General features: G+C 44.2%; 13 protein-coding genes. 2 read left to right on the top strand and 11 right to left on the bottom strand.

The features are described from left to right. Positions 1–4: 4 nt before the first annotated feature. Positions 5–2014 (top strand): RagB/SusD family nutrient uptake outer membrane protein, encoded by a 2010-nt coding sequence (locus tag DW036_RS21270; protein ID WP_118466089.1) that lies wholly within the window; start codon positions 5–7, stop codon positions 2012–2014. Positions 2015–2096: 82 nt separating this feature from the next. On the opposite strand, the gene DW036_RS21265 is transcribed toward DW036_RS21270, so the two are convergent. From DW036_RS21265 to DW036_RS21215, 11 genes are all read right to left on the bottom strand, one after another. Next, complete coding sequence (locus tag DW036_RS21265) at positions 2097–4448, bottom strand: glycoside hydrolase family 2 TIM barrel-domain containing protein (RefSeq protein ID WP_118466088.1); 2352 nt, start codon at positions 4446–4448, stop codon at positions 2097–2099. 274 nt (positions 4449–4722) lie between these two features. Then, positions 4723–5853, bottom strand: coding sequence for an aldose epimerase family protein (locus DW036_RS21260; protein ID WP_118466087.1), 1131 nt, complete (start codon positions 5851–5853; stop codon positions 4723–4725). Between the two features lie 6 nt (positions 5854–5859). Continuing rightward, on the bottom strand, positions 5860–7413 hold the full coding sequence (locus DW036_RS21255; protein ID WP_118222414.1) for a glycoside hydrolase 43 family protein: 1554 nt from the start codon (positions 7411–7413) through the stop codon (positions 5860–5862). Positions 7414–7445: 32 nt separating this feature from the next. Further along, positions 7446–10313: a family 43 glycosylhydrolase gene (locus DW036_RS21250; protein ID WP_118466086.1), complete on the bottom strand. Its 2868-nt coding sequence runs from the start codon at positions 10311–10313 to the stop codon at positions 7446–7448. Between the two features lie 8 nt (positions 10314–10321). Beyond that, entirely contained in the window at positions 10322–13231 is a 2910-nt protein-coding gene (locus tag DW036_RS21245) for a glycosyl hydrolase 115 family protein (RefSeq protein ID WP_118466085.1), read from the bottom strand. 36 nt (positions 13232–13267) lie between these two features. Next, a complete protein-coding gene (gene gluP / locus DW036_RS21240) occupies positions 13268–14527 on the bottom strand; it encodes a glucose/galactose MFS transporter (RefSeq protein WP_118466084.1) in 1260 nt (419 codons plus the stop codon). Between the two features lie 148 nt (positions 14528–14675). Beyond that, positions 14676–17012 carry a glycoside hydrolase family 127 protein gene (locus DW036_RS21235; RefSeq protein WP_158585978.1) on the bottom strand — a complete coding sequence of 779 codons (2337 nt, stop codon included), beginning with the start codon at positions 17010–17012 and terminating at the stop codon, positions 14676–14678. A gap of 44 nt (positions 17013–17056) precedes the next feature. After that, positions 17057–18061, bottom strand: coding sequence for a uroporphyrinogen decarboxylase family protein (locus DW036_RS21230; protein ID WP_118420791.1), 1005 nt, complete (start codon positions 18059–18061; stop codon positions 17057–17059). After that, positions 18058–18735 (bottom strand): vitamin B12 dependent-methionine synthase activation domain-containing protein, encoded by a 678-nt coding sequence (locus DW036_RS21225; RefSeq protein WP_118466082.1) that lies wholly within the window; start codon positions 18733–18735, stop codon positions 18058–18060. The genes DW036_RS21230 and DW036_RS21225 overlap by 4 nt, the downstream gene beginning before the upstream one ends. Beyond that, a complete protein-coding gene (locus DW036_RS21220) occupies positions 18729–19367 on the bottom strand; it encodes a corrinoid protein (RefSeq protein WP_118466081.1) in 639 nt (212 codons plus the stop codon). Before DW036_RS21220 ends, DW036_RS21225 begins: the two co-directional genes overlap by 7 nt. A 4-nt stretch (positions 19368–19371) precedes the next feature. Then, complete coding sequence (locus DW036_RS21215; protein WP_118466080.1) at positions 19372–20391, bottom strand: uroporphyrinogen decarboxylase family protein; 1020 nt, start codon at positions 20389–20391, stop codon at positions 19372–19374. A 287-nt stretch (positions 20392–20678) separates the two neighbouring features. On the opposite strand from DW036_RS21215, the gene DW036_RS21210 reads away from it, so the two are divergent. Beyond that, positions 20679–24671 carry a hybrid sensor histidine kinase/response regulator transcription factor gene (locus DW036_RS21210; protein ID WP_118466079.1) on the top strand — a complete coding sequence of 1331 codons (3993 nt, stop codon included), beginning with the start codon at positions 20679–20681 and terminating at the stop codon, positions 24669–24671. Positions 24672–24687: the final 16 nt, after the last annotated feature.

Genomic DNA, 24687 nt, shown 5'->3' with positions numbered 1-24687 from the left:
TAATATGAAAAAGTTATATACAAAACTCATCTTGGGTGCAGCGTTATTCTCGCTCTCCCTGACAGGATGTTCCGATATATTGAATGAACAGCCACGTAGCAGTTATGATCCTACTTTCTTCAAAACTGAGACAGGTGTGATGGGTGGATTGACAGCTATGTATGCCCATTTGCGCCAATTCTACGGACAGTATTATTATGCTGCTTGCCAGATGCCCACCGATGAATATACTTTTGCGTGGAGTGCTGACAATAACTTCAAGGATATTGACTTGACGGAAGGTGTGGGCAATTATGCTGCGAATACAGTACGTTCGGATGCATTGTGGAATGCTGCATTTCCTAATATCAATACTGCAAGCGGTGTGATAGAAAATGGCGCTGAAGCCGGAGTATCTGATGCGCTAATTGCCGAAGCTCGTTTCTTCCGTGCTTTTGACTATTTCCAACTGGTGCAGACTTTTGGTGGAGTACCTTTGGATTTAGGTTCGGGTGAGTTGAAGTTCAATACTACTCCTATGCGTTATTCCGTACGTAACACAGTTCCTGAGGTATATACAAAAGCCGTATTCCCTGACCTGAAGTTGGCGATAGAACTTTTACCCGAAACAGGACGTGTAACAGGAGGTGCAACCAAGACTCTGGCACGCCTTATGTTGGCAAAAGCATATCTTACTTATGGTTGGTGGCTTGAAAGCACTATTCCTACCTATCCCGAATGTCCGAGAACTGATCCTGACGGTCATGATAAAGCATGGTATTTCCAGCAGGCATATAATTTGGCAGTAGAAGGTATTGAAAATCCCGGTCCGTTCAGGCTGCTTGATTATTACTATGATGTACATCTTGGTTCCAACGACCGCAATGCTGAAGTACTGCTTTATGCAGATCATACGGAGAGTAGCGAATTCTATGACGGACAAAGTCATTCTTATTTTGGTGGTGGTGCCCCGGGTAATCAGATCGTATGGTTTGCTACATGGAATTATACATTGATCCGGAGTACCCAGAAATTATCAGACGGTACATCAAAAGAGGTAGAGTCCGTGCAACGTGAAGCCGCTCAGGCTTATGGGCGTCCATGGAGTTGTATGGCTCCTCCGATTGGCGTATTCCAAAATACTTTTGCCGATAAAACTAATGACTCACGTTACGACGGTACTTTCGTAACTACTTTCCGTGGAAACTGGACAAAAGGCAGTGTGAGTGATAATACGTTGTACAATGCCAATGGTCTGGCAGTACATCCGGGTGATGCTATCCTGACATTCCTTGATGAAGACCCGGCAAATGAAGGGGATATCAATTATGATTCCAGTGCAGCCAAAGCCAGTGCTGTTGCAGCAGGTGTGATGAATGGAAGAAGTGATTATGTTATTGCTCCCAGTCACATTAGCCGTGGCAGGTATCCGAATCTCTGGAAATTGGGTACTTATCGCACCAACAATGGTGACGGACTTGGTGAACCTAATGGGGGGATTACCCGTCCTGTCAACATCGCCTACTTCTCCGAATTGTTCTTTGTTGCAGCCGAGGCAGCTGTGAAAGGTGCTACAACGAAAACTGTTACCGGAACATATGCCAATGATGGAAGTGCAAGGGGGTTGATTAATATTATCCGTGCTCGTGCCGGTAAGTGGCGTTGGGATAATAATGGTAACGTAGCCAAGCAAGAGGATAATAGTGCAACAATGATCAGTCTTACACCAGCTACCATAGATATTAATTATATTCTTGATGAACGCAGCCGTGAATACTTCGGTGAAGGTATGCGTTGGTTGGATTTAGTTCGTACGCAGAAGTTGATAGAATATGCTACTACTTATGAGATAGGTAGCGGAACGAATGATGGTAAACCTATCGGAACGATGAGTGTACCCGGTAGCCACCAAAAACACACTTATACTCGTAATATAAAACCAAATCATTATTTGCGTCCTATTCCTACCGGGCAGCTAAATGCTTTGGAAATGACAGTAGAGGAAAAGGCTGCTTATCAGAATCCGGGATATTGATGGGTATTAGATAGATCATAACCTGTGAAGGTTGCTTGTAAAATGCCGCTTCTCGTACTTACGGAAAGCGGCATTTCTTTATTTAGATGTCTGTATCGATTTCTATGATATAATTTTCTTCAATCCCTTCTACAGTCATATATACTTTCATCTTTCCGGCTTTCCGGGTAGACTGTACAATTACCAGTGCTTTTCCGAAGTAAGTATTCAACTCATTGCCGGCGAATGACTTTTGCCGACGCAAGTCCCCGTTGTCTATCCCCAGGAATTTACCGTCTCCTTCTATCTTTACCGTCACTTTACGATCATCTGTCTGCACCGGATTTCCATCTGAATCTATCAGATTGATAGTGATATGTGAAAGATCTTGTCCGTCAGCCTTTATCTTTGTGCGGTCGGCGTTGATAATAGCGTTGGCTGCATTCTTAGACGTTACCAATTGATAGTGTGCCACTTCTTTGTCACCGTTATAACCTTTAGCTTCCAGTTTACCTGGATTATAAGGTAAATACCATACAATGGTGTTATTGGTAAAGTTGGCTGTTTCCTGTTTTCCCATTAGTTTATCATCCAGATACAGTTCTATACTTTCGCAGTTGGTGGTAGTACGTATCTCCATAACCATTCCCCGATATGATTGTGGGAAATTCCAATGTGCAGCCATTTTAGGCCATTGCCACAGGTCTCTGCCGTGATCAATGTTGAGTGACGGATCTACTACAGCTATCCTAACCATTGGCTCAGGATTCCACATGGCGCGATGATAAGCTGCACGTGGTTTCTCGAACATGCAGATATCAAACAAACCATTAGGCCAACCTTTACTGGGCCATCCCGCCTCACCCAGATAATCTACACCAGACCAGATGAAACCTCCTGCCACGAAATCATTTTCTGCTACTATCTGCCAGGGATTTAGGGGCGTATAACTACGTATTCTGCCTTCTTCACCTCTGAAGTAAGGCAACTCCTCTGAGATTAGGAATATTCTTTCCGGATACTTACGGCGGTCAGATAACATACGTGCTTCCAGATAGTTGTAGCCTATTACATCGGTCACTCCGGCAAAAGCTTCCTGATGTCCGTTCTGGGCAGCCAGCGTAGCTGGACGGCTTGGTTCGAGTTTATGTACAAAGTCTTGTAGCATACGAGCACGCTCCACTCCGGTATTGCTGTTATCCCATGCTTCCTGTACCTCATTGCCAATACTCCAAAGGATGATGCTGGGATGATTTCGATCGCGTACTATCATGTCCGTCATATCTTTTTGCCACCATTTATCGAAATATTTTTCATAATAACCTGATTTCCATTTATCAAAAGCTTCGTCTATAACTACAAAGCCCATGCGGTCACACATATCGAGAAACTCAGGTGAAGGTTGGTTATGGGCGCAGCGGATGGCATTGCAACCGTATTCTTTCAATATTTCGAGGCGACGTTCGTAAGAACGATCTGGTACGGCAGTTCCCAGACTTCCGGCATCCTGATGCAAGCACATACCTTTTAACTTCACATGTTTATCATTGAGGAAAAAGCCCTTGTCTTTGTCGAAGCGGAAAGTGCGGATGCCAAACGGGGTAGTATAGACGTCAGTTACTTTACTACCGATTTTCACAGTGGTTTCCATCCGGTACATATTGGGTTTTTCGATACTCCAACGTTGGGGAGAAGACAATGAAAAATTCTGTGTCAGGTCTGCTGTGGTTCCGGCATTTATCACGATTTGGGAACTGTTACTTTTCGTAATCAGTCTGTCGGTTGCATCAAATACACGTTGCAGAACTGTTATTGTTTGTTCCTTTTCTGTTTTATTGGAAAGAGTTGTCACGATATGTATTTCCGCTTTCTCATTATTGACTTCAGGTGTTGTAATGTAGGTACCATAAGTCGCCACATGCACAGGATTCACAGCCTGAAGCCAGACGTGACGATAGATACCGGCTCCTGAGTACCAGCGTGGTCTTCCGCCTGTCGTATTTACTCTTACAGCAATGGTATTCTCCTTATCGTAATGGATGTAAGGTGTCATATCGTATTCGATACTGCAGAAGCCATAAGGACGGTATCCTAAGTGCTGTCCGTTTATGTATACATCACTTTGCTGGAATATACCATCGAAGAGGATGGATACGTGGCGTCCCTGATAGGAAGAAGGAACTTTGAATGTTTTTCGGTACCAGCCGATCCCTTCCGGAAGATAGGCTGCGGAACCGCCTGCCTTTATATCGAATTCCTGCTTGATGTTCCAGTCGTGTGGCAACTGAATATCTTCCCAACTGACATCTGCATAATCAGGTTTTGCATATTCAGGATTATCACTTAAGGTGAATTTCCAGTCAAAATCGAAACAGTCTTTGATGTGTACCTGCTTCTGTGCAAAGATATGAGTTGTCCAGATGAGCAGGGCAAGCATTAATAATTTCTTTTTCATGGTTCTTGTTGTTAATTTAATGATTACTACTTCTATTGGACAAAAATAATGATTTTGAGGCAAGGAACTTTGCAAGTACGTTTCCGTATCATTTCCTGATGTTACAATTTGAAAAAGATTGGTTACATAAACTTTTCCTGATATTACATTGACTTGAGAGAGGGCTTATTACTTTGTTCTACGAAACAAAAAGAAGAATCTGCTTCCTTTTTATACACAGGGAAAGCAAATTCTTCTTTTCTATCAGGATAACAGAGACCGGAGTCTCTTTGCATTACTTATGTACCGAGAATTTATAGATGCATTGGCTTTGGTACTTTTCTCCCGGTCTTAACACTGCCGACGGCCATTCCGGCTTATTAGGCGTATCGGGATATTTATCCGTCTCCAGGCAAACTGCTGCACGGAAGTTATAAACAATGCCTTTCTTACCGGTCAGAGTACCATCCAGGAAGTTTCCGCAATATACCTGTATGCCAGGTTCATTGGTATAAACATCCAGAACGATACCGGTTTTGGGTGATTCAAGAGTAGCGCATACCTTAGTTACATCTCCTTGAGTGTTCAGTACCCAGTTATGGTCTATTCCGTTTCCATTCTTCAGCTGTTCAAACTCCTGATTGATATTTGCACCGATTGCTGTAGGCTTTCTGAAATCCATAGGAGTTCCTTCTACCGTTGCAATCTCGCCTGTTGTCATGAAAGTGCTGTCTACCGGGGTATAGTTATCGGCATTCAGCGTCAACAGATAGGCAGAGTTATCAGTTGTGGGATCACCATCCAGATTGAAGTAAGAATGATTGGTCATATTGACAATAGTCGGCTTATCCGTTTCGGCTTCATATTGAATATCGATGGCGTTATCATCCGTCAACTTCATAGTAACCGTACATTGCAGGTTGCCGGGAAATCCTTCTTCTCCGTCCTTTGCTAGATAAGTCAGTTGTACTTCTTGATCGTTCTTTTGTACTCCTTTGTACACACGGTACTGGAAACCTTTCGGCCCACCATGCAGACAATGACCATAGTTATTTTGTGGCAACTGGTACTCCACACCGTCCAGTGTGAAGCGTCCTTGGTTGATGCGGTTGGCATATCGTCCAATGCTTGCTCCGAAGTCAGACGGATATTTGATATAGTCCTGTATAGAGTCGAATCCCAGAACCACATCCTTCATGTTACCATCTTTATCGGGAACCATGACCGATACAATACGGCCTCCGAAATTAGTGATGCAAACTTCCATGTTGTTCTTGTTTTTCAACACAAACAGGTCTGTCTTTTCACCATTGACTTCTGTCTGGAAATCACTTCGCTTCAATCCGGATTCAGTCAGTTCTTCTTTTGTTGTTGCGGTACATCCAACCATCAGGATGGTACATACCAAAATCATCAGTTTATTCATATTCTATTAATTAGATTGCTTTTCGTAACGGAAGAAATCAACATCCACATATCCACCGGCAGCCTTCGTGGCATAATTGAATATAGCGAATTTATTACCAGTGAAGTGCGCCATACTGAATATCATGTGGAATTTGTCGCCTATCGGAGTCCAGTTAGTGTCATCCAGGCTATAGGAAAATTGGGCATAGTCTGTGGTAAAATCACACTCCATTTTCAGAAAGACAATATCCTGATTCAGTTCACGCCGTGCTTTTTCTACATTGCGGTCGGTCATTACCAGATACTTCTTCCCATATTCTTTCACAACGGAGAGGATTCCCGGTTCAGAACAGAATGCTGCCAATCCTGCATGGTCACCATCGTTCATGAAGGTGAGGTCTAAGGAAACGACACCACTACATTTGGGACCTTCAGTACGTTGCGTCAGTGTGTTGCGGGCTTCGAAGAGGTTCTTTACTACTTTTCCGGTTTTCAGTCTCAGATAGCCCGGGCGTTCGGTGAGAGTCCATAGCAAATTATCCGGATTATGATTCCATTGCCAGGTCAGTCCCAGCTTGGGAGCCTCGTCGAAGTTGTCGCTGACCACCAGTTCCGTCTTTTCATCATATCCCTGTACGGGTACTTTCATAACTGGAGGCACTTTGCCATTTTCGTCCCCCAGCATGGGCCAACCATTTTCCCAGCGGCAAGGCATCAGTACAGGTACACGGCCTACGGCTTCGTGGTCCTGGAACAACATAGCATACCATTCACCTGCTTCTGTATCGATGAAGCATCCTTGTGCTACACCGTGATTGGCATATCCGAGGTCGTCCGAAAGGATTGTTTTCATCTCGTAAGGTCCGGCCACTTTGTCGGAACGGAAGCAGAGTTGTGTGCGTATGCCGCCTTCCGGCCACCAAATAAGAGTGAGGTAATATTTACCGTCGAATTTATAAAAGTGTGTACCTTCGAGCAAGCCTCTCGGTTCGCCGGGGATGACTTCTACCTGTAGTCCGTTAGGGTTGATTCCAGACAAATCCTTATTGAATTCAATGATGCGGATGTGGCGTGCACCATAAGCCAGATAAATGCGTCCATCGTCGTCGAACAACATGGAAGCATCGTGCAGATACTCATCAATCACAAGCTTCTGTTCCCATTTTCCTGCCGGATCTTTTGCTGTATAAATGTAGGATTTGTTCCCTGTACCGAAGAATACATAGAAAAGCCCGTTGTGATAGCGTAAGGAAGCAGCCCATTGTCCGCGGCTGTAGATATTACCGCCTTCCAGATCATTGTATGGGCTCTCTTTGAGTTCATCAAACACATAGCTGATGATTTTCCAGTTAACCATGTCTTTGGAGTGCATGATAGGCGCTCCGGGTGACATGTGTGCGGTAGTACTAATCATATAATAATCACTACCTACGCGTATAACGTCAACATCCGGTACATCAGCATAGATGACCGGATTGGTGAAAGTTGTTTCTTCCTCAGCTGCTTGCTTGCCGGCATTCGTACAGCCGGCAAGGAGAAACAGCACAAGGCAACTTATCCATAAAGATGCTTTGTTCATTATTGTTTATTGATTTCAGAGTTTCAGTTTAATCATTTAACCTTTGTCCCTGACGGTTTTTTCAACCGCATCGTCTTTGGATAAGGTGTACCTAATACAGGGTAATCGTCCGCTTTCCATTCTATCTTCTGAGCACGGGGAGATCTTGTATCGCCCATGCCCGGAGGATCTACCTGGGTGTCGCGAGCATGATACAGGATATACCATTCTTTGCCATCAGGTGATTTGAAGAAGCTGTTGTGTCCTGTACCGTATACTCCATTTTCAGGAGACTGGCGGAACAGAGGTTGGGGAGCTTTCTTCCAGGATGCCGGATCCAACAGGTCTGCATTCGTATCTGCTGTCAGCATGCCCAAAGCATAGTACGGAGTCCATACACCGCTTGCCGAATAAGCAACGTGAATATATTTACCCTTCGGGCTCTTCAATGGTTGAGGCCCTTCGTTCACAAATACTTTGTGTGGAGGATTCCAACCGGTTTCGTTAATGTAGTGGCGTTCCCATTCCAGTTCCGGTTTAGAGATCAGGACTCTTTCGGAACCCAGTGTCCAGGGATTCTTCATCTCGGCAATGTAGATACATTGAGTTTCGGTATCCACACGACGGGTTTGCCAACCGGACCAAACCATGTATAACTTGCCTTTGTTTTCAAATACTGATCCATCAATAGCCCAGTTGTTATCTTTATCCGTACTGATACGGCCTTTCATCACGAACTCTCCCTTGAACGGATCTTTGTTTGTATTTTCCAGTACATACATCTGGTGATTGTCGGAGTTACCGTCATCGGCTGCATAATAGATGTACCACTTTCCACCGATATTGTGAATCTCGGGTGCCCACAGGTTATGCTTATTAGACGGGTCTGTCGGAATCCAGATTGTTTTTTTCTCTGCATTACGAATGTCGGTCACATCCTGTGTCTTCCACAACACAAGGCTGTCGACCATTGTATGCATGTAATAGTAGGAACCATCGTGCCAGATAGCCCAGGGGTCCGGACCATAATTGCATAACGGATTGGTATAAGTGCCTTCCAGATCTTCAGGATTCTTACTGAAGATACTGTGAATAAGTTTCGTATCAAACTTAGGAGTACGGTCATAGTAATAAATACCGTTTTGTTCCTGTTCCACATCCGTCAGCTGAGTATAGCAATATCCCCAAACCTGATCTTTCAATTCAAGAATGCCATTCATCTGGCTTTCCAGTCGTTCCAGGAATTCTTTTTCAGTCTTCGGCGGTGTGCCGTAACCCCATGATTGTGTGCTTGAGTTAGTCTTATCCTGGTCTTTCACCCATTTGATACCACCTACTTCATCAATCAGATACGGCATTTTGCCATCATATACGGGGAAGTCATATATTGCATTCTGGCGTAAACCGTTGAAACCAATATTGGCTGCAGGTACTCCAATCTTATAGTTGGGAGCCTGGAAGAATTTACCATCTTTGTAGATGATATCTTTCAGCTTGGCAGGATCCTGTTCATAGTTGTGTACAGTCCATATATCTGTCTTGATGTGGCAACCACCGCTGGCATCGTTCACCGGGCGGGTAGGGTCGAGTGACTTCGTCAGATTGTATAAATCGGTCGTAAAACGTGGGTACTGAACCAAATCAGGCCACCACTCTTCGTTCATCGGTGTCCAGATCAATAGAGAAGGATGGTTCCGGTCACGAAGTACCAGTTCCGACCATTCAACCAGGAAGTTGCGTGCCACCTCTATGTTATTGGCATCCATACCCCAGCTTGGAGCTTCTCCCCAAGTGATGTAACCCAGTTTATCCGCCCAATAATAGAAGCGCTCTTCGAATGCCTTCTGATGCAGGCGTGCTCCGTTGAAGCCGGCAGCCATTGATAACTCGATATCACGTTTCAATGCTTCATCGGTAGGAGCTGTCCAGATACCATCGGGATAGAAACCCTGATCCAATACCAGACGTTGATAGTAAGGCTTGTTATTCAGATAAATCTTATTTCCTTCAATATGCACTTTGCGCATACCTATGTAAGATGATACTTCATCGAGAACCTTTCCTGCCGGATCGATCATCTGATAAGTAATGTCGTATAGGAAAGGTGATTCCGGTGACCATAGTTTGGCTTTCTTTACCGGAAGTACGGCAACAGAATTGTTAGTACCTTTCACTGTGGCAGAAGCAACGACTTTATTACCATCTTTCAATGTAATCTTCAGCTTGTTGTTACTATCACTGTAGAATGTAGGCCATACGACCAATTGTTCCTGATCGACGTCTGCAACGGCTTGTACGGATTTTAAGCCGGAAGGATTGACTGCTTCCATCCATACAGTCTGCCAGATACCTGTAGTACGGGTATAATTACAGCCGTAAGAACCAAATTGCAGGCTCTGCTTACCGGCGCTCTGCATGCCCGAACGCAAATCACTGGATGCGCGTACTACCAGGTGGTGTACCTTGCTCGGAGTCACTAACTTGGTGATATCGATGCTGAAAGAAGAACTACCGCCGAAGTGGCGTCCTGCCAAAGCTCCGTCAATGTAAATCTCCGAATTGTAATAGACTGCTCCGAAATTCAGCAATACATTCTTGCCGCTCCAATCCTGCGGAATACTTATCTCTCGATGATACCAGATATGATTGATAAAGTCCTTATGTCCTACACCGGATAAACTGCTTTCCGGACAGAAAGGTACTGTTATCTTTCCTGAGAAGGAAGTAGCTTTGTGATACTCCTGCTCCATACCCGAATTGGCAAAATCGAATGTGTAATCCCATTCACCGTTCAAATTCACCCATGCCGTCCGCTCAAACTGAGGGCGGGGATATTCCTTGCGCGGAACATCTGCGGCATTTGTCTGAAATGCCATGCCGGCAGCCAATACGGCTGCAATCAAGATTTTTTTTAATTCCATAATAGTTATTATTTTATATATGTTACGTTAGGACCTAAGTAAGAGCGTTTCATCCCACCGAAGTCGATGACTACCTTCTGGATAATCATACCCGGGTCGGCACAGATAAGCTTCAGGGTATGTTTACCCGGTTTGTCGACATTTACATTGATAGTGCTGATGGCACTGTTGCGGAACACGTTCAGTCTCCACTGACTGGAGTATTCTTTGGCTGCAGTAGTCATCCATTGTACCATACCGTCATCGATCATGATGCCGTAGCGGGTGTCATGTTTGGAGTCGATGGGGAACAAAGGCAAGGCATAAACGTGTACGGTTGCATTGCCGCCATTGAATGTATAGAAGTCATACTCGGCTTTGGGGCTCTTGTTGGTGAACCACATATTGGGTACATTCTGGGTAGCTTCTCCCAACTGAACACAATCGTTCTCATATCCCAATCCCTTGATAGCTCTGATTTTTATACCGCTATTTTCCACTTTCCGGTGGAATTTACCGGCATTGATAGAAACACATCCGTTGTCTTCTACATACATTCCTTTCAGTTCCTCAACCGTGGGACTTGCCGGATTGAAGACAGGAACGAATACTTTCTTTGTCTGATTACCGGAAGTCAACTCGATAACCCCTACAACATCGTCACCTTGAGGTACCTTATTCCAATCTACGGATACTGTGATTCTATCCTGTAAACTTACTTTGCCCGTAGTGCGGCTTAGCTTAATCCAATTATTCTGAGTCGTAGCTTTCCAGTTGAAAGGCTTACTGCCTCTATTGTATAGTTCTATAAATGAGTTGTTCTTGGTATACGGATTCACACAGGGGAGTGCATGTACTGCCCCCATGCCATAGGTGCAATCCTGTCCCGGAATGAATATCTGCATATCAGCTTCTCCTGCAACGGTGATATTCTCTATAGGAGGCATGTTTTGGTAAGTTCCTGTCCAACCCGGAGTAATGGACATCATATGGTTCCATTTGCCGTTCAGCAGAGAGTTGAACTGATCTGTATAGTAATCCAGACTGTCCTGGTAAGATTTTACCTGATCGGCAAGCATATTGGTTGCTGCGCGCCCTTGGCGTGCATACCAGCGGTTTTGCTGGGCCACCAGCATCTTCTTATTCATCAGTGCAGCACCCTTCACTGGATAGTGAACCAGTTCGTAGTAGGCAGCCTTGTATTCTTTGGGCAGCGCTTTCCATATCTTTTCGCTCTTATCGGCTATGCGGTCGTATTCTTCCATACGGTTTTCCGCTTCGTTGTAATTAATGAAAGAGAAGTCTGTGTCGATGATCCGTTCGCGGTCATGGTGGTTGTTCCATTCATATCCCCATCCCATGGATTCCGGTTTGTGCTGGAATGCCAGAAGATAGTAAGTCTCGAAGATGTCGCTCAGCTCGTTTTCATATTTGGAGCCGAAGATACTTGCAAGAAATTCAGCTTCGTACGTGTAAGTCTTCTCAAAATTGAAGCTTTCCACATCCCATGCCATATCCAGGAAGAACTTCATGCCAAGTTCGCCGGGTTTGATGTCACCTACATTCAGTAACCAGTAACGGTCGGCACCTGTGTCGTAAGCTTTACGCATCTCTTCATAAATAAGTGTGGGAGTAGTGGTGTTGATCCATAAATAATCATGGGGTTCTCCACAGTAAGAGATATGGTAATAAACGCCCGAACCGCCTTTGCGCTTCTGTTCGTTTTTGTTGCTTAGTCTTTTCAGATAACCGTAGTTGTCATCCGGCCAAACCAAGGTTACATAATCGGGCACTTTCAATCCCTTTTCATAGATATCCATCACCTCTTTGTAAGGCACAAACTGTTGTGGAATAGAGTCAATATCCTGATTGATATGTTTAGCCAATATATTCCGTTGGTCATTCAGCACTTCCTCCATCAGTTTCACCTCGTTGTCCTTGGTTACTCCCACTAAACCACTGTCGTGAATACCGCGCATAGCCAGGGTGTAAAAGTTCTCATAAGGTGAATTTTCCGAGATTCTTTTATCCAGTACTTTATTGATACCGTCTTTATTGGTGATATAGTTCCAGTCTCCCATAGAGTCTTTGAACCACTCTGTCACATTGTTGAAAAGCAAAGGTTCACAGTGGGAGGAAGTCATTACGATACCATAACTGTCGGCTACCACCTTATTTTCAGGATATTTATTGAAGGCACCGGAACCCGGATGCATGGCAGGAGCCAGCATATTACCTTTCATACGGAGAATCAATTCACAGACTTTGGCATAAGTTTTCGGACCAATGTCACCGAGTTCCGGTTCAAAGGTCTTGGCAGCCCAGGGAGTGATACCCCAACCTTCATCATTGATGAATATACCACGATATTTGATAGAAGGTGTCTTGGAAATATATTCCGATGTCTCCAGATATAAAGCTTTTTGCTTCTTAGTCGGTACGTCAGACCACCAGTATAATGGAGATACTCCCATTGCTTCGGACAGGGCGAATGTGCCGTAAGCGGTTCCGCGCCGGTCGCAACCTGCGATGATTAAGGCTCTGTCTACTCCTTTGAAAGGTTTATCCAGGACTTTGATAACATACTGTTCCCATCCGTTTTCAATGGAGGAAACATTCAGTTTGTTTTTCTTCACCAGTTCATCTATGAACTTATTGTGTCCCAGTGTTCCGATGATAACCGCTTCTTTTCCTTGGACGGATTTAGAAGTGGATACCGTGCCTTTTACTCCTGTCACGCGTTCGATATCTTCGGCGAACAGATGTGCCACCTTGTTTACCACTTCATAATCGGCAGCATCGATCTGGATATTGCAGCTCTTTCCGTTGGAATGCAATGGAAAGTCTGCGGCCGATTTTTGCCGGTCGGTTATCTTTATTTGTGCGAATGCGTTGCAGGCATACGCAAGCAAGAAAAGAATAAATAGTTTTATTTTCATCAGCTTATTGTTAATTATCAGGTTGTTAATAGAATTTTATTTCTTATGTGGGCGTATCTTGGAAAGTTTTACCGTAAACAGGATGAGGTACAAGTAATAAATAATCAGGCAACTCAGTGCTGCCGATGTACCGATAGTCAGCGCATCCGTTCCGAAGCTCTGCTGAAGCGCTCCCATCAACGGAGGTAAAATAGCTCCGCCTATGGCAAATGTGCAGATGATGCCGGAAGCCCGTTTCGTATGTTCTCCTAAATCTTCGGAGGCCAGGTTAAAGATACTTCCCCACATGATGGAATTGAAGAAGCCGCAGAGCAACATCAAGATGATGGATACTTCATTGTTTATCAGCAAAGAAACAATCAGGAAAAGCATAGCCATACCTGAGCAGAATACCATAGCCGTGCGTACTTTTATTTTCCTCAACAGGATGGAGCCGAATAACCGTCCTACCATCAATCCACCCCAATAGATAGACAAAACGCCTGTACCTTTCAATTCGTAACCCAGCAGATTGACTGAGTCTATGCCTAAGGCTCTCATTCTATCGGGCAGGAAGCTTGGGATACCGATTTCTACACCCATGTAGACGAATATGGCGATGGCACCGAATATGAGGTGCGGATATTTATAGGGACTACTGCTGCTGTGTGCCTTATCTGCCGGCTCTTCTTTAATTTCGGGCAGATGCAGGAAATAGAGTAGCAGGCAAAGTACAAAAGCGATCCCTGCAATAATTAAAAACGGCATTTGCACGTTTGTAGCATCCGGGCGTGATTCAACAGGGGCTGTCTCGCTGATGGTCTCGGCAGATATAAGCATGGTTACAAATATGGGAGCGGCAACAGTGGCTGCAGAGTTGAAGAAGCCTACCAGGTTGAGGCGGCTGGCTGCCTCGTTGGGCGAACCTAAGGCCAGAACATAAGGATTCAGTACGATTTGTAACAGTGCTATGCCCGATGCCACAAGGAACATGGAGATCAGGAACGGTACGTATCCCATGGTTACTGCCGGATAAGTCAGGATAAACCCTACGCCTACCACAAACAGCGATAGTACGGCTGAAGCCTTGTACCCCAGCTTATTCAGCAGATAAGATAGGGGTATGGAGAATAAATAAGCTCCGAAGAAAGCGGTATTCACTAATTGCTTCTCAGAGAAAGAAAGCATCCACTTGCTGGAAGATAGAAAATCAATCAGCGAGTTGTTCATTGTTGTGATGAAGCCTACCATGAAAAACAGGATAGACATAATCACCATTGGAAAAAAGAAACTATTTTTTTCTATATTTTTATTCATAATATCGAGTATTAATTAAAGAAGATCCGAATCCTTCCCTGTATTAAACCTGTTCTTTCCCTCAGCTCTTCCTGACCTTCTCCTTGTCTATAAGGAAGGAGTAGGTAGGGAGTAGGTAAGGAGTAAGTAAGGAGAAGGTATGTACCTGTTACTTCTTACGTAACATCCGAAAACCGAATAAGCCTCCCGCATGGCAGTCAGGATGTGATTGGAAGCGTACAGTTATCTTTTCTTTCCCTTGGGTAAAGGAGAGGGGAATTGCATACTCTTCTTCAAATACCTTCGGTCCGTGTGTGCCTTGCAAGTTGATTGTTTTAAATTTCTTGCCGTCTATCAGGATGTCGAAGTTGCGTTTATCCTTGTCCGCTCCCCAATAGGAACAGAGCATTTGCATTTCTTTGGTCGGGTCTACTTTTACATTGAAGGAGAACCAACCATTGAAGGCGTCACGGTATTTATTTCCGCTGACATCGCCTGTATTTGAATTTTCCGCTTGCAGGTCATGGTCTCTTTCGGGTTGCATTTCACCGATGCGGAGGTGATCTGTAGTCCGGGCTTCCAGTTCTTTCTGTTTTTCGATCAGAGCCTGATATTCTTTTTCTTTCTTTGTCCATTCTTGTGTAGAGAACTTGTCGAAATAGACTGCATGCTTCTGACCGTGGATGGCATAGAAGGGCATCAATGGGAGCTGGGCGTTGGCAGTAGTGTTGGCTGCAAAAGCCAGAGGCTTGCCTGGGACAGGCTGGATGGCACTGATGATTGACTCTGCGTCAGAGGCGAAACAGGGAATTTCATATGCTTGTAAATCTTCTGTTCCTAAGGGCGCGGCCAGCAGTACAGGACCGTAGAAGATACCCATCCTGTTGGGATTGTCAGGCATGGATACGGTGTAGAGTTCCATCGGGATGTCCAGTATTAATTCGGTATCTTTTCCCCATTCATCGTTCAGGGTGAAGTAAGAGCCGGGGGTACCGGTTACTGTTTCTTCTTTGCCGTTCAGGGTTGCTTTGATTCCCTGTGTTGCCCAACGGGGATAGCGGATGTGCAAGGGAAACTTTTTGGATTTTCCCTCAAATGTGATACGTACCTGGTTATCTGCCGGGAATTGTGTTTCCAGTTTTACCTTCATACCTTTTTCTCTCCAGTTCAGTGAAGTCGGGATAAATAGATTGATGAATAATCCATCATCCTGAGTAGACTGGAAGAAGACACTTTCGGCATACTTTACATGATTCTCGATGCCGCTGGCTACACAACACCAGAAGGAGTCGAAACGAGTACTGAATTCTTTCTTTGTACCGGATTCTAGAGGAACACTGTAACAAACCATACCATCGTCCGGATTTTGTGAAGCGAGTATATGGTTGTACAAGGCACGTTCATAATAGTCCATATAGGCAGCTTGCGGGTCCCAGGTAAATAAATGCTTGGTGAGTTTCAGCATATTGTAGGTGTTACAGGTTTCCGAGGTGAACGGACTCAAGCGGTCGTTCAAGCAGTCTGGTTTGCCTAAATGCTCATAATTGCTATTACCACCGTTTACGTAGCTGTGATGGTTGACAATGCGATCCCAGTAGAAAGTAGCTATGGTTTGCATGTCTTTATCGCCGGTCAGTTCGTACAGGCGGGCTTCTCCTATAATCTTGGGTACCTGTGTGTTGGAGTGCTTGCCTTCCAGTTCATCCCGTTGTTCTTTCAAAGGGTCGAGGATGGCTTTGTGGTAGAACTGACGAGCCAGTTTCAGATAGTTTTCGTTGCCTGTTATGGCGTACATGTCGGCAAACGATTCGTTCATTCCTCCGAATTCGCATGCCAGCATTTTCTGGAAAGATTCTTCAGACAGATTTCCGAAACTGTTGACTGCCCAGTCAGATAGTTTGACAGCTACTTCTTTGGCCTGGTCATTGTTGCCGTAACGGTAGGCATCGATGAGCCCTGCCCATAGTTTGTGCAACGTGTACCAGGGCACCCAGCCGCCATTCAGGTCGAATCCTTGCGAACGGATATCACCGGAAGATACTTCTGCCCAGATTTTATCTTCATCAGGTATGCCACCTACATAGCCGGTCTTACGGGCATCCTGGCATTCTGCCAACTCTTTTATGATATAATCTACCCGTTCCTTGTAGCGTTCGTCACCACTGGCGGCGTACATCATGGCACATGCCGAGAGATAGTGTCCAAGTGTGTGTCCGGAGACTCCCCGACTTTCCCAGCCGCCGTATATTTCTCCTTTGGGCGTCAGACCCGCATTGAGACGGAAGCGATGCAGTAAACGGTCGGCACTTAAATCCAGTAGCCATTCACCGTTTTTGTCCATGGCATGTTTGAAAGGACTTCCCGGTAGTAACCTCAGATCGGAGAGAGGAAACGGTTGGGCTTCCATAGAGACTTTGTCGGCAACCACTGTTTTCTCAGATTCTGACTTGCAGGCTGAAGAAAGAATGGTTAGTGATAAAAGAAGTAGCAGCGATATATTTTTCATTTCCGGTATAAGATTTTTCCGTTCGAAGGAACGGGTTCTATTTTTTATTGACGGTTGTACTCGTTCAAGGCTTGGTAGAAGGCATCTATATTCTCCATCGGCACTTCGGGCGGAACATCGCAGCCTGATGATAATATGAAATTCTTCCATTTCCCTGTCTTCTGTAACAGTTCAAGTGTTTCTTTTTTGACTTTCTCGGGTGTTGCCATCTTGAATATGCCTACAGGATCGATGTTTCCCATCACCAGAATATCTTCGGGACATTCCTGTAGTACCTGTACCATGTCTATCTTATTGCCAAAGTGAAGTCCGGCTGCCTTGGTTTCAACCATGGCGGCGGTGCAATGGCCGGTATTTCCGCAATTGTGAAGCACAATCATGAAGTTATCATCTTGCAATTCTTCGACAATGCGGCTGATGTAAGTCGAGGAGAATGAAGAGCAGTCTTCATTGGAGACTAATCCGGCTGCCGGTTCGGCAATGATGACTCCGTTTACTCCAGTCTCTTTCATGGCACGCAGATAATTAGTAATGAATTCTGTGCATTTTTCGAGCAGAAGCCGTATACTGTCGGGCTCCATATAGAGGGCCATCATCATTTCCGACATATCGTACAATCGTCCTGCCAAAGAGAAAGGGCCGATACATCCGCCGAATACAGGTTTGTCAGTGATATTCTCTGCTGCCAATCTGTTGGCTTTCAGGTATTCGGGCATACGTCCGGACTGGATGGAAGGTACCGGAAGGGCAACGATGGAAGCATGATCGTGGACTAATCTGCCTACGACATTCGGCACTTCATTTTCGGCAAATACAATTTCCGAACCGAAACATTCTGCTTCAACCGTCAGGTCCATGATTACAGTGGATGCAGCTGCCGGATAGACTTCATTCAATTTGCAGATAGCTTCGGCGTGTGTTTCTCCGTTGGTAACAGCTTGTTTTACGGTCTTACCACACAGTTCGATGCCGGGGTGCGTCATGATGGGGATAGCTATTCTTTCGGGAGTAGCTATTACGCTGTGGCACCATTCTTTCATATTTTTCATATCTTGTTTTCCTTTCTTTTATAACATTGTTTATTGTTGCATATTTCACAACGGTAAGGCTGGGGGCGCAACTCTCTGCCTAAGCCTATGAATCCGCTGATGGACTTGACCGGGGACATGAGGAATGAATCCGACAAGGTTATTCCGCAAGGTTCCGGCGGGAAGAATGAGAATAACTTTTGCTGTTCCCGGATGTTCCATCCGCAGTATCCCGGACTATAGGGAAGTGTGTGGAAGAGCTCGCTAACAGTTTCTAATTCTTTAGCGAGCGAGATTCCACAAGCTTCGGCAATGACACTTCCGATGGAATCGGCAATGTATTCTTTGATAATGTTATCTTGCGCTTTGAGAGTATGCAGGTAGGCGTCATACTCTTTTCCCGCCGTTGCAACAAACAAGCATACTTGTGTCATTCCTTGCAGATAAGAACCGATAATGCCTCCTGTGGTAAACTCGGTACCCTCGATTTCCATTTTCTGCCGGGATATCTGTCTGGCTTCCTGTATCCGGTACATATACCGGGGGAGGCATAGGGATACTATTTCGGAGTATGTTTCAGCTATGAGTTCACACACATAGCTGTCGGGAACATTTCCCCGGTACCCCATAGCCAGATAGATATCTTTTTCGGAGATTTCTAAGTCTTGTATTCTTATCTGCCTTTGTTCTAGCATTTTCCCAAAATTCTTTTAGCTAAAATGACTGCGCCGTTGGCGTTGGAACTATATCCGTCTGCTCCGATCTGCATGGCAAATTCTTCACTTACAGGAGCGCCTCCTACCAGTACTTTCACTTTTTGGCGCAAACCTTCATTGGCCAAGGTATCGATCACCTCTTTCATATAACTCATAGTGGTAGTCAGCAGAGCTGATAAGCATACGATCTGAGGATTATACTTTCGTACGGCATCAACGAATTGTGAGTCGGAGATGTCTACACCTAAGTTAATGACTTCAAAGCCACAGCCTTCGAGCATAGATGCTACCAGATTCTTTCCGATGTCGTGCAGGTCACCTTTTACAGTTCCGATGACCAATGTTCCCAATGAAGCTCCTGATCCGTCTTTTAATCTTGGTTTAAGGATTTCAAGGCAACCTTTCATGGCACGTGCTGCCAGCAGCAGGTTCGGGACAAACGCTTTTCCCTGATCAAAACGTTCGCCTATTTCTTCCATTCCTTTGATAAGGTAGTTGTTGATTATTTCTTGTTCATCCACTCCAGCCTCAAGGGCTTCGTTGACAATAGCTTTGGCGTCTTCCAGTTTTCCGTTGACTATAGCCTCTTTTAAATTCATTAAATCGCTCATGGTATTATTGTTTTAATTGTTTCTGTGCAACTTCGATAAATGCTAACATATTCTCAAATGGCGTATCGCCTTCTACTGAGTGGGAAGGAGAGAAAATATATCCACCCTCTTTTCCCAGTTCGAGTAGTCGTTCCGATTCGGCAACTACTTCTTCACGGGTTCCGAATGGAAGTATCTTTTGCATGGATAATCCACCATGGAATGCGAGGCGTCCGCGGTAACGGGGGAGGATGTCGTATACATCCATCACTTCGGGTTGGAAAGGATTGAAAGAGTTTAGGCCGATGTCAACCAGGTCGTCGAACAGTTCGTCCACGTCGCCGCAGCTATGTATCATTACATATTTTCCGGCAGCGCGTACATGACCGTACATGCGTTTCAGACGGGGATATATAAATTCTTTCCAGATGTCGTATCCCATGATGAGACCTTTTTGCTGCCCCCAGTCATCACCAAAATAAACGGCATCGATGTCATATTCAAGTGCCTTATCTACTTGTGCCAGATTATAGTCGCAGATGGCATCCAGCAGTTGGTGAACAAACTCAGGATTGATAATGAAGTCCATCAACAGGTTTTCCATGCCACGCATGGTCCATGCGCGTTCGTACAATGAGAAACCGATCTGGAAACAACGGAACATATCCGGTTTGGCTGCTATTTCCGATTCGATGTTTGCAAAGAAGCGGGGATCCAGTGGGTCGGGGAATGTATATCCCTCCAGAGTAGGTTCCGGTAGTACGATACTTTTTACGTCACCGATGTCTTTGTCGATGCTACGATCCCATACTACTTTAAATACATCTTGATACAGGTTATTGCCCAGGTATTCGAAGAAACCGATATCGCTACCTAACTGAAGAACATGGTTACCTAATACTACGTCCAGATCTTCTACACCGTAGTACTTTTGCAGTTGTTCTTTGGGCTCCTGTGTAAATTTGAAAGACCAAGGTACATAAGGAGGTTTTTGACCATCCAGCACCATTTTTATTACTTCTCTTTTGGTTTTACAGTTTTGCATAACTACATAAATTTAGTGATTAACAAATCTAACTCTGCCTGCTGCAAACATACTGAAGATTAGCCCAAAGCCTTGGCAATACAACACCAAAAAATGACACTTTTCACTCATTCTATATATTAATGAGAAAGGGCAGGAGGTGCTGAAAAGATACTATTTTGCCATTTTTAGCGTTTTTCGACCAGAATGGGCCTTTTGGCCTTTATTCTATGCTCTTCTTATACCGGAATTGATTTTAATTTCTAAATTTGCATCAGTAGTTCGAGCTATATGAAAAACATATTCTTATGAGAAAGATTATACTAATATTATTCTTGGGGATATTCTGTTTGGGGAACCTTTGGGCACAACAGATTAAACATTATAACAATAATTCCGGTTTGTCACATAATACGGTAATGTGCTTGTTTCAGGATAGCAAAGGGTTTATCTGGGTGGGAACCAAGAACGGTCTGAACAGGTTCGATGGGCATGACTTTAAGGTCTACCAACGTGGTGACTCTATTAATGAACTTCGGAACAGTATGATATACTGTATCACTGAAGATAAGGACAAAACCTTGTGGATTGCCACGGATAAAGGGATTTCTCTTTATGATCCTTTTACGGAGACTTTCTCGAATTTCAATAAGCAAACGGATAAGCAGGAAAGGGTAGATGGATTTATCAATAAGATTTATATTGATAAGTCGGATAGGGTATGGATACTTTCCGGTGACGGACTATTCATTTACCAGCCATCAGAGGATAAACTTTATAATATGCATGAGAGGTTTGCCCCTTATACGGCTTATGCTCCCCGGGCATTATTTCTGGATGAAGATGGAACCGCTTATCTTGCCTTTCCCGATATAGGGGTTATCAAATATGATATCGATGGAGATAAAACAACCTTTTTAGCGCGGAATGATAATACTCCTACCGCTATCTGTGCTTATAAGGAACAGTATATACTTTTGGGTACTCTGGATAAAGGATTGTTTCTTATCAATAAAGAAACCGGAGAATCTAAGAAACTTCAGATTGACGAATCGCGAAATTCGGATGTCTATGTGCGGCACATTGAAAAGATTTCGAAAGATGAGTACTGGGTAGGTGCGGAGAGTGGCATTTACGTCTTGAAAGGTGGGTCAGTTCAACATATCACTTATGAAGCATACAATGATTTGTCTATTTCTGATAATGCTATTTATGCCCTTTTTAAAGATAGGGAAGGAGGAATCTGGGTTGGAAGTTACTTCGGTGGCGTGGACTATATTCCTAAGCAGTATTCTTATTTTGAGAACTTTTATCCCATTGCCTATAAAAACTCTATTAGCGGTTACAGGGTCAGGGAGTTTGTGAGTGACCGGAAAGGAAACTTGTGGATTGCCACGGAAGATAACGGATTGAATTATTACGATACACATACCGGACTGTTTACACATATATCCGACAAGACCAGACCGACGAATATTTCTTTCACGAATATTCAGTGTCTGAATCTGGTGGGTGATAAGTTGTGGATCGGAACTTTCACTAAGGGAGTGGATGTACTGGATTTGAAAACAAACCATTGCAAACATTACGAAAAGGATGGACGTCCAAATTCGATCCTCAATAATGATATATTTGCTATTTATACGGATAGCCGGAATACGACCTGGGTGAGTTCGACTACGGAACTTTATACGTATGTGCCCGAAATAGATGGTTTCAAGGTATTCATGCCTATGAATGGTATGTTCATCAGCGATATCCTGGAAGATAAGAACGGAAATATCTGGTTTACTACTTACAATCTTGGGGTAGCCAGATATAATCCGGATACCAAGGAAATAAAGAGGTTCCGCCATGATGTGAAGAATCCTAACAGTCTCTGTTATGATCGGATTACCTGTGTTTTTGAAGATAGTAAAAAGCGCCTGTGGTTTGCATCCGAGGATGGTGGATTCTGTCGTTACAATGAGACGGATGATACTTTTACGCGTATCACTACAAAACAAGGACTTCCCAGCAATGTGGTGTACAAGATTCTGGAAGATGATCATCAGCATTTCTGGTTGAGTACCAGTAACGGGTTGGTGAACTTCAATCCTGAAACGATGAGTGTGGAGGCACTGTATAATCTTCCTAATGGATTGCGGAGTAAGCAGTTCAATTACAATTCCGGCATCAAGACTGAAGATGGTACACTGTATTTTGGCAGTATAGATGGTTTTGTAGCTTTCAATCCTAAGAACTTCCATCCGAATGAAAACAAGTATTCCGTTGTCCTGACGGGATTCTATATATTTAATCAGGAGGTTCAGGTAGGAACTTCCGATCATGTATTGGACAAGGCTATACCGTATGCAAATACGATAAACCTGAATTATGACCAGGCTACTTTCAGCTTTACCTTCTCCGCGTTGAACTACTCAACCGAAGGAAACGGGAAGTATGCTTATATGCTGGAGGGGATTGATAAGAAATGGAATTACGTGGACAATGTCTTCAGAATATCGTATAACAGCATTCCTCCAGGTGATTATATACTTCATATCAAATATTCGCGGGACGGGCATGATTGGAGTGATACGAATACTGTAGTGAATATCAATATTATTCCTCCGCTGTGGCGGACCTCTTGGGCTTATGCGCTATATACCTTACTTATTTTAGGTATATTTTTCGTTGTCATCCGATTGTATGTGCTGAAAAAGAAGAGGCAGGTAGATGAGAAACTAGCCCATCAGGAACAGCAGAAGAAAGAAGAAATCTATAAAGCTAAAATAGACTTCTTTACGAATGTTGCACATGAGATACGAACTCCGATTACGTTGATCAAGGCACCACTCGATTATATTCTGACATCTCATCCGGATGAGCATGAAACGAAAGAAAACCTGATAACAATGGAACGGAACACGGACCGGTTGCTGGTGTTGGTGAATCAGTTGCTGGATTTCCGTAAGATAGAGTCTAAAGCATTTACGTTGTCTTTGAAGATACGGAATATCAATGTATTGGTGGCTAATACATTCAATCGCTTCGTCCCGACAGGTAAGCGGAAGAAGCTGGAGATGATACTGGAATGTCCCGATCATGCGGTCATGGCACTGGTGGACGAAGAAGCGGTAACGAAGGTATGTAGTAATCTCTTTAATAATGCTATTAAATACTCGTCTACATACATTAAAGCCATACTGTCGGTGAGTGAGGATGGTCGCATTTTCCGGATTACTGTGAAGAATGACGGTACGCCCATTCCACCGGATATGCGGGAACGTATTTTCGAAGCTTTCTTCCAGATAAAAGGGGCTCATCCTACGCAACCGGGTTCGGGTATTGGACTTACATTGGCATCTTCGTTGGTGCAGTTACATAATGGACAGTTATATCTGGATGAAGGGGCGGAAGATACTTCCTTTGTAGTGGAAATACCTACCAATGCATCAGCTGATGCTCAACAGGCCGAGGAAGATGTTTTGATTGAAGATGCAATCGCTGACGGAGAACAAGTTTCGACTGTGGTGCTTGAAGATTCTTTCTCTGCTAAGGAAACCATACTGGTGGTTGAGGATAATGAAGAACTCCAATCTTTCCTGTCTGTCCAGTTGAGCAGGTATTACAAGGTGCTCACTGCCAATAATGGAGAGGAAGCAATGGAGGTACTCAAGGGAGAGATTGTAAATCTCATTGTTTCGGATATCATGATGCCATTGAAGGATGGACTGGAACTGTGTAATGAGATTAAATCGAATCTCGAAACCTGCCATATTCCTATTATTCTGCTGACGGCTAAGACCACGTTGAACAATAAGATTGAAGGATTGAATAGTGGGGCGGATGCGTATATGGAGAAGCCTTTTGCAATGCCTCATCTATTGGTTCAGATTAAAAATTTGTTGGAAAACAGAAGTAAACTCCGGCAGAACTTTGCCAATAGTCCGTATATTGCTACCAATAGTATGGCACAGAATAAAGCGGATGAGGACTTCCTGAATAAACTGACGGAAATTATCAGGCAGAACCTGGATGATGATACGTTTAATATTGATGATTTGGCACGGGAAGTGAATATGAGCCGTACCAGTCTGCACCGGAAACTAAAGGGGATTACGGAATTGACTCCCGGTGACTTTATTCGTATCATCCGCTTGAAAAAAGCTGCTGAGTTGTTGCTGGAAGGGGAGTACAGGATTAATGAAATCTGTATGATTGTGGGAATACGCTCGTTGTCGTACTTCTCAAAGAGCTTCCAAAAACAGTTTGGGGTGCTGCCGAAAGACTTTGCTAAGAGTCATGTGAAGCAGTGATAAAGAAACGCAGGTC

Source organism: Bacteroides sp. AF39-11AC, from assembly GCF_003474285.1.
In the GTDB taxonomy this organism is placed as follows: Bacteria; Bacteroidota; Bacteroidia; order Bacteroidales; family Bacteroidaceae; genus Bacteroides.
This window is presented reverse-complemented; position numbering and strand designations above follow the sequence as displayed.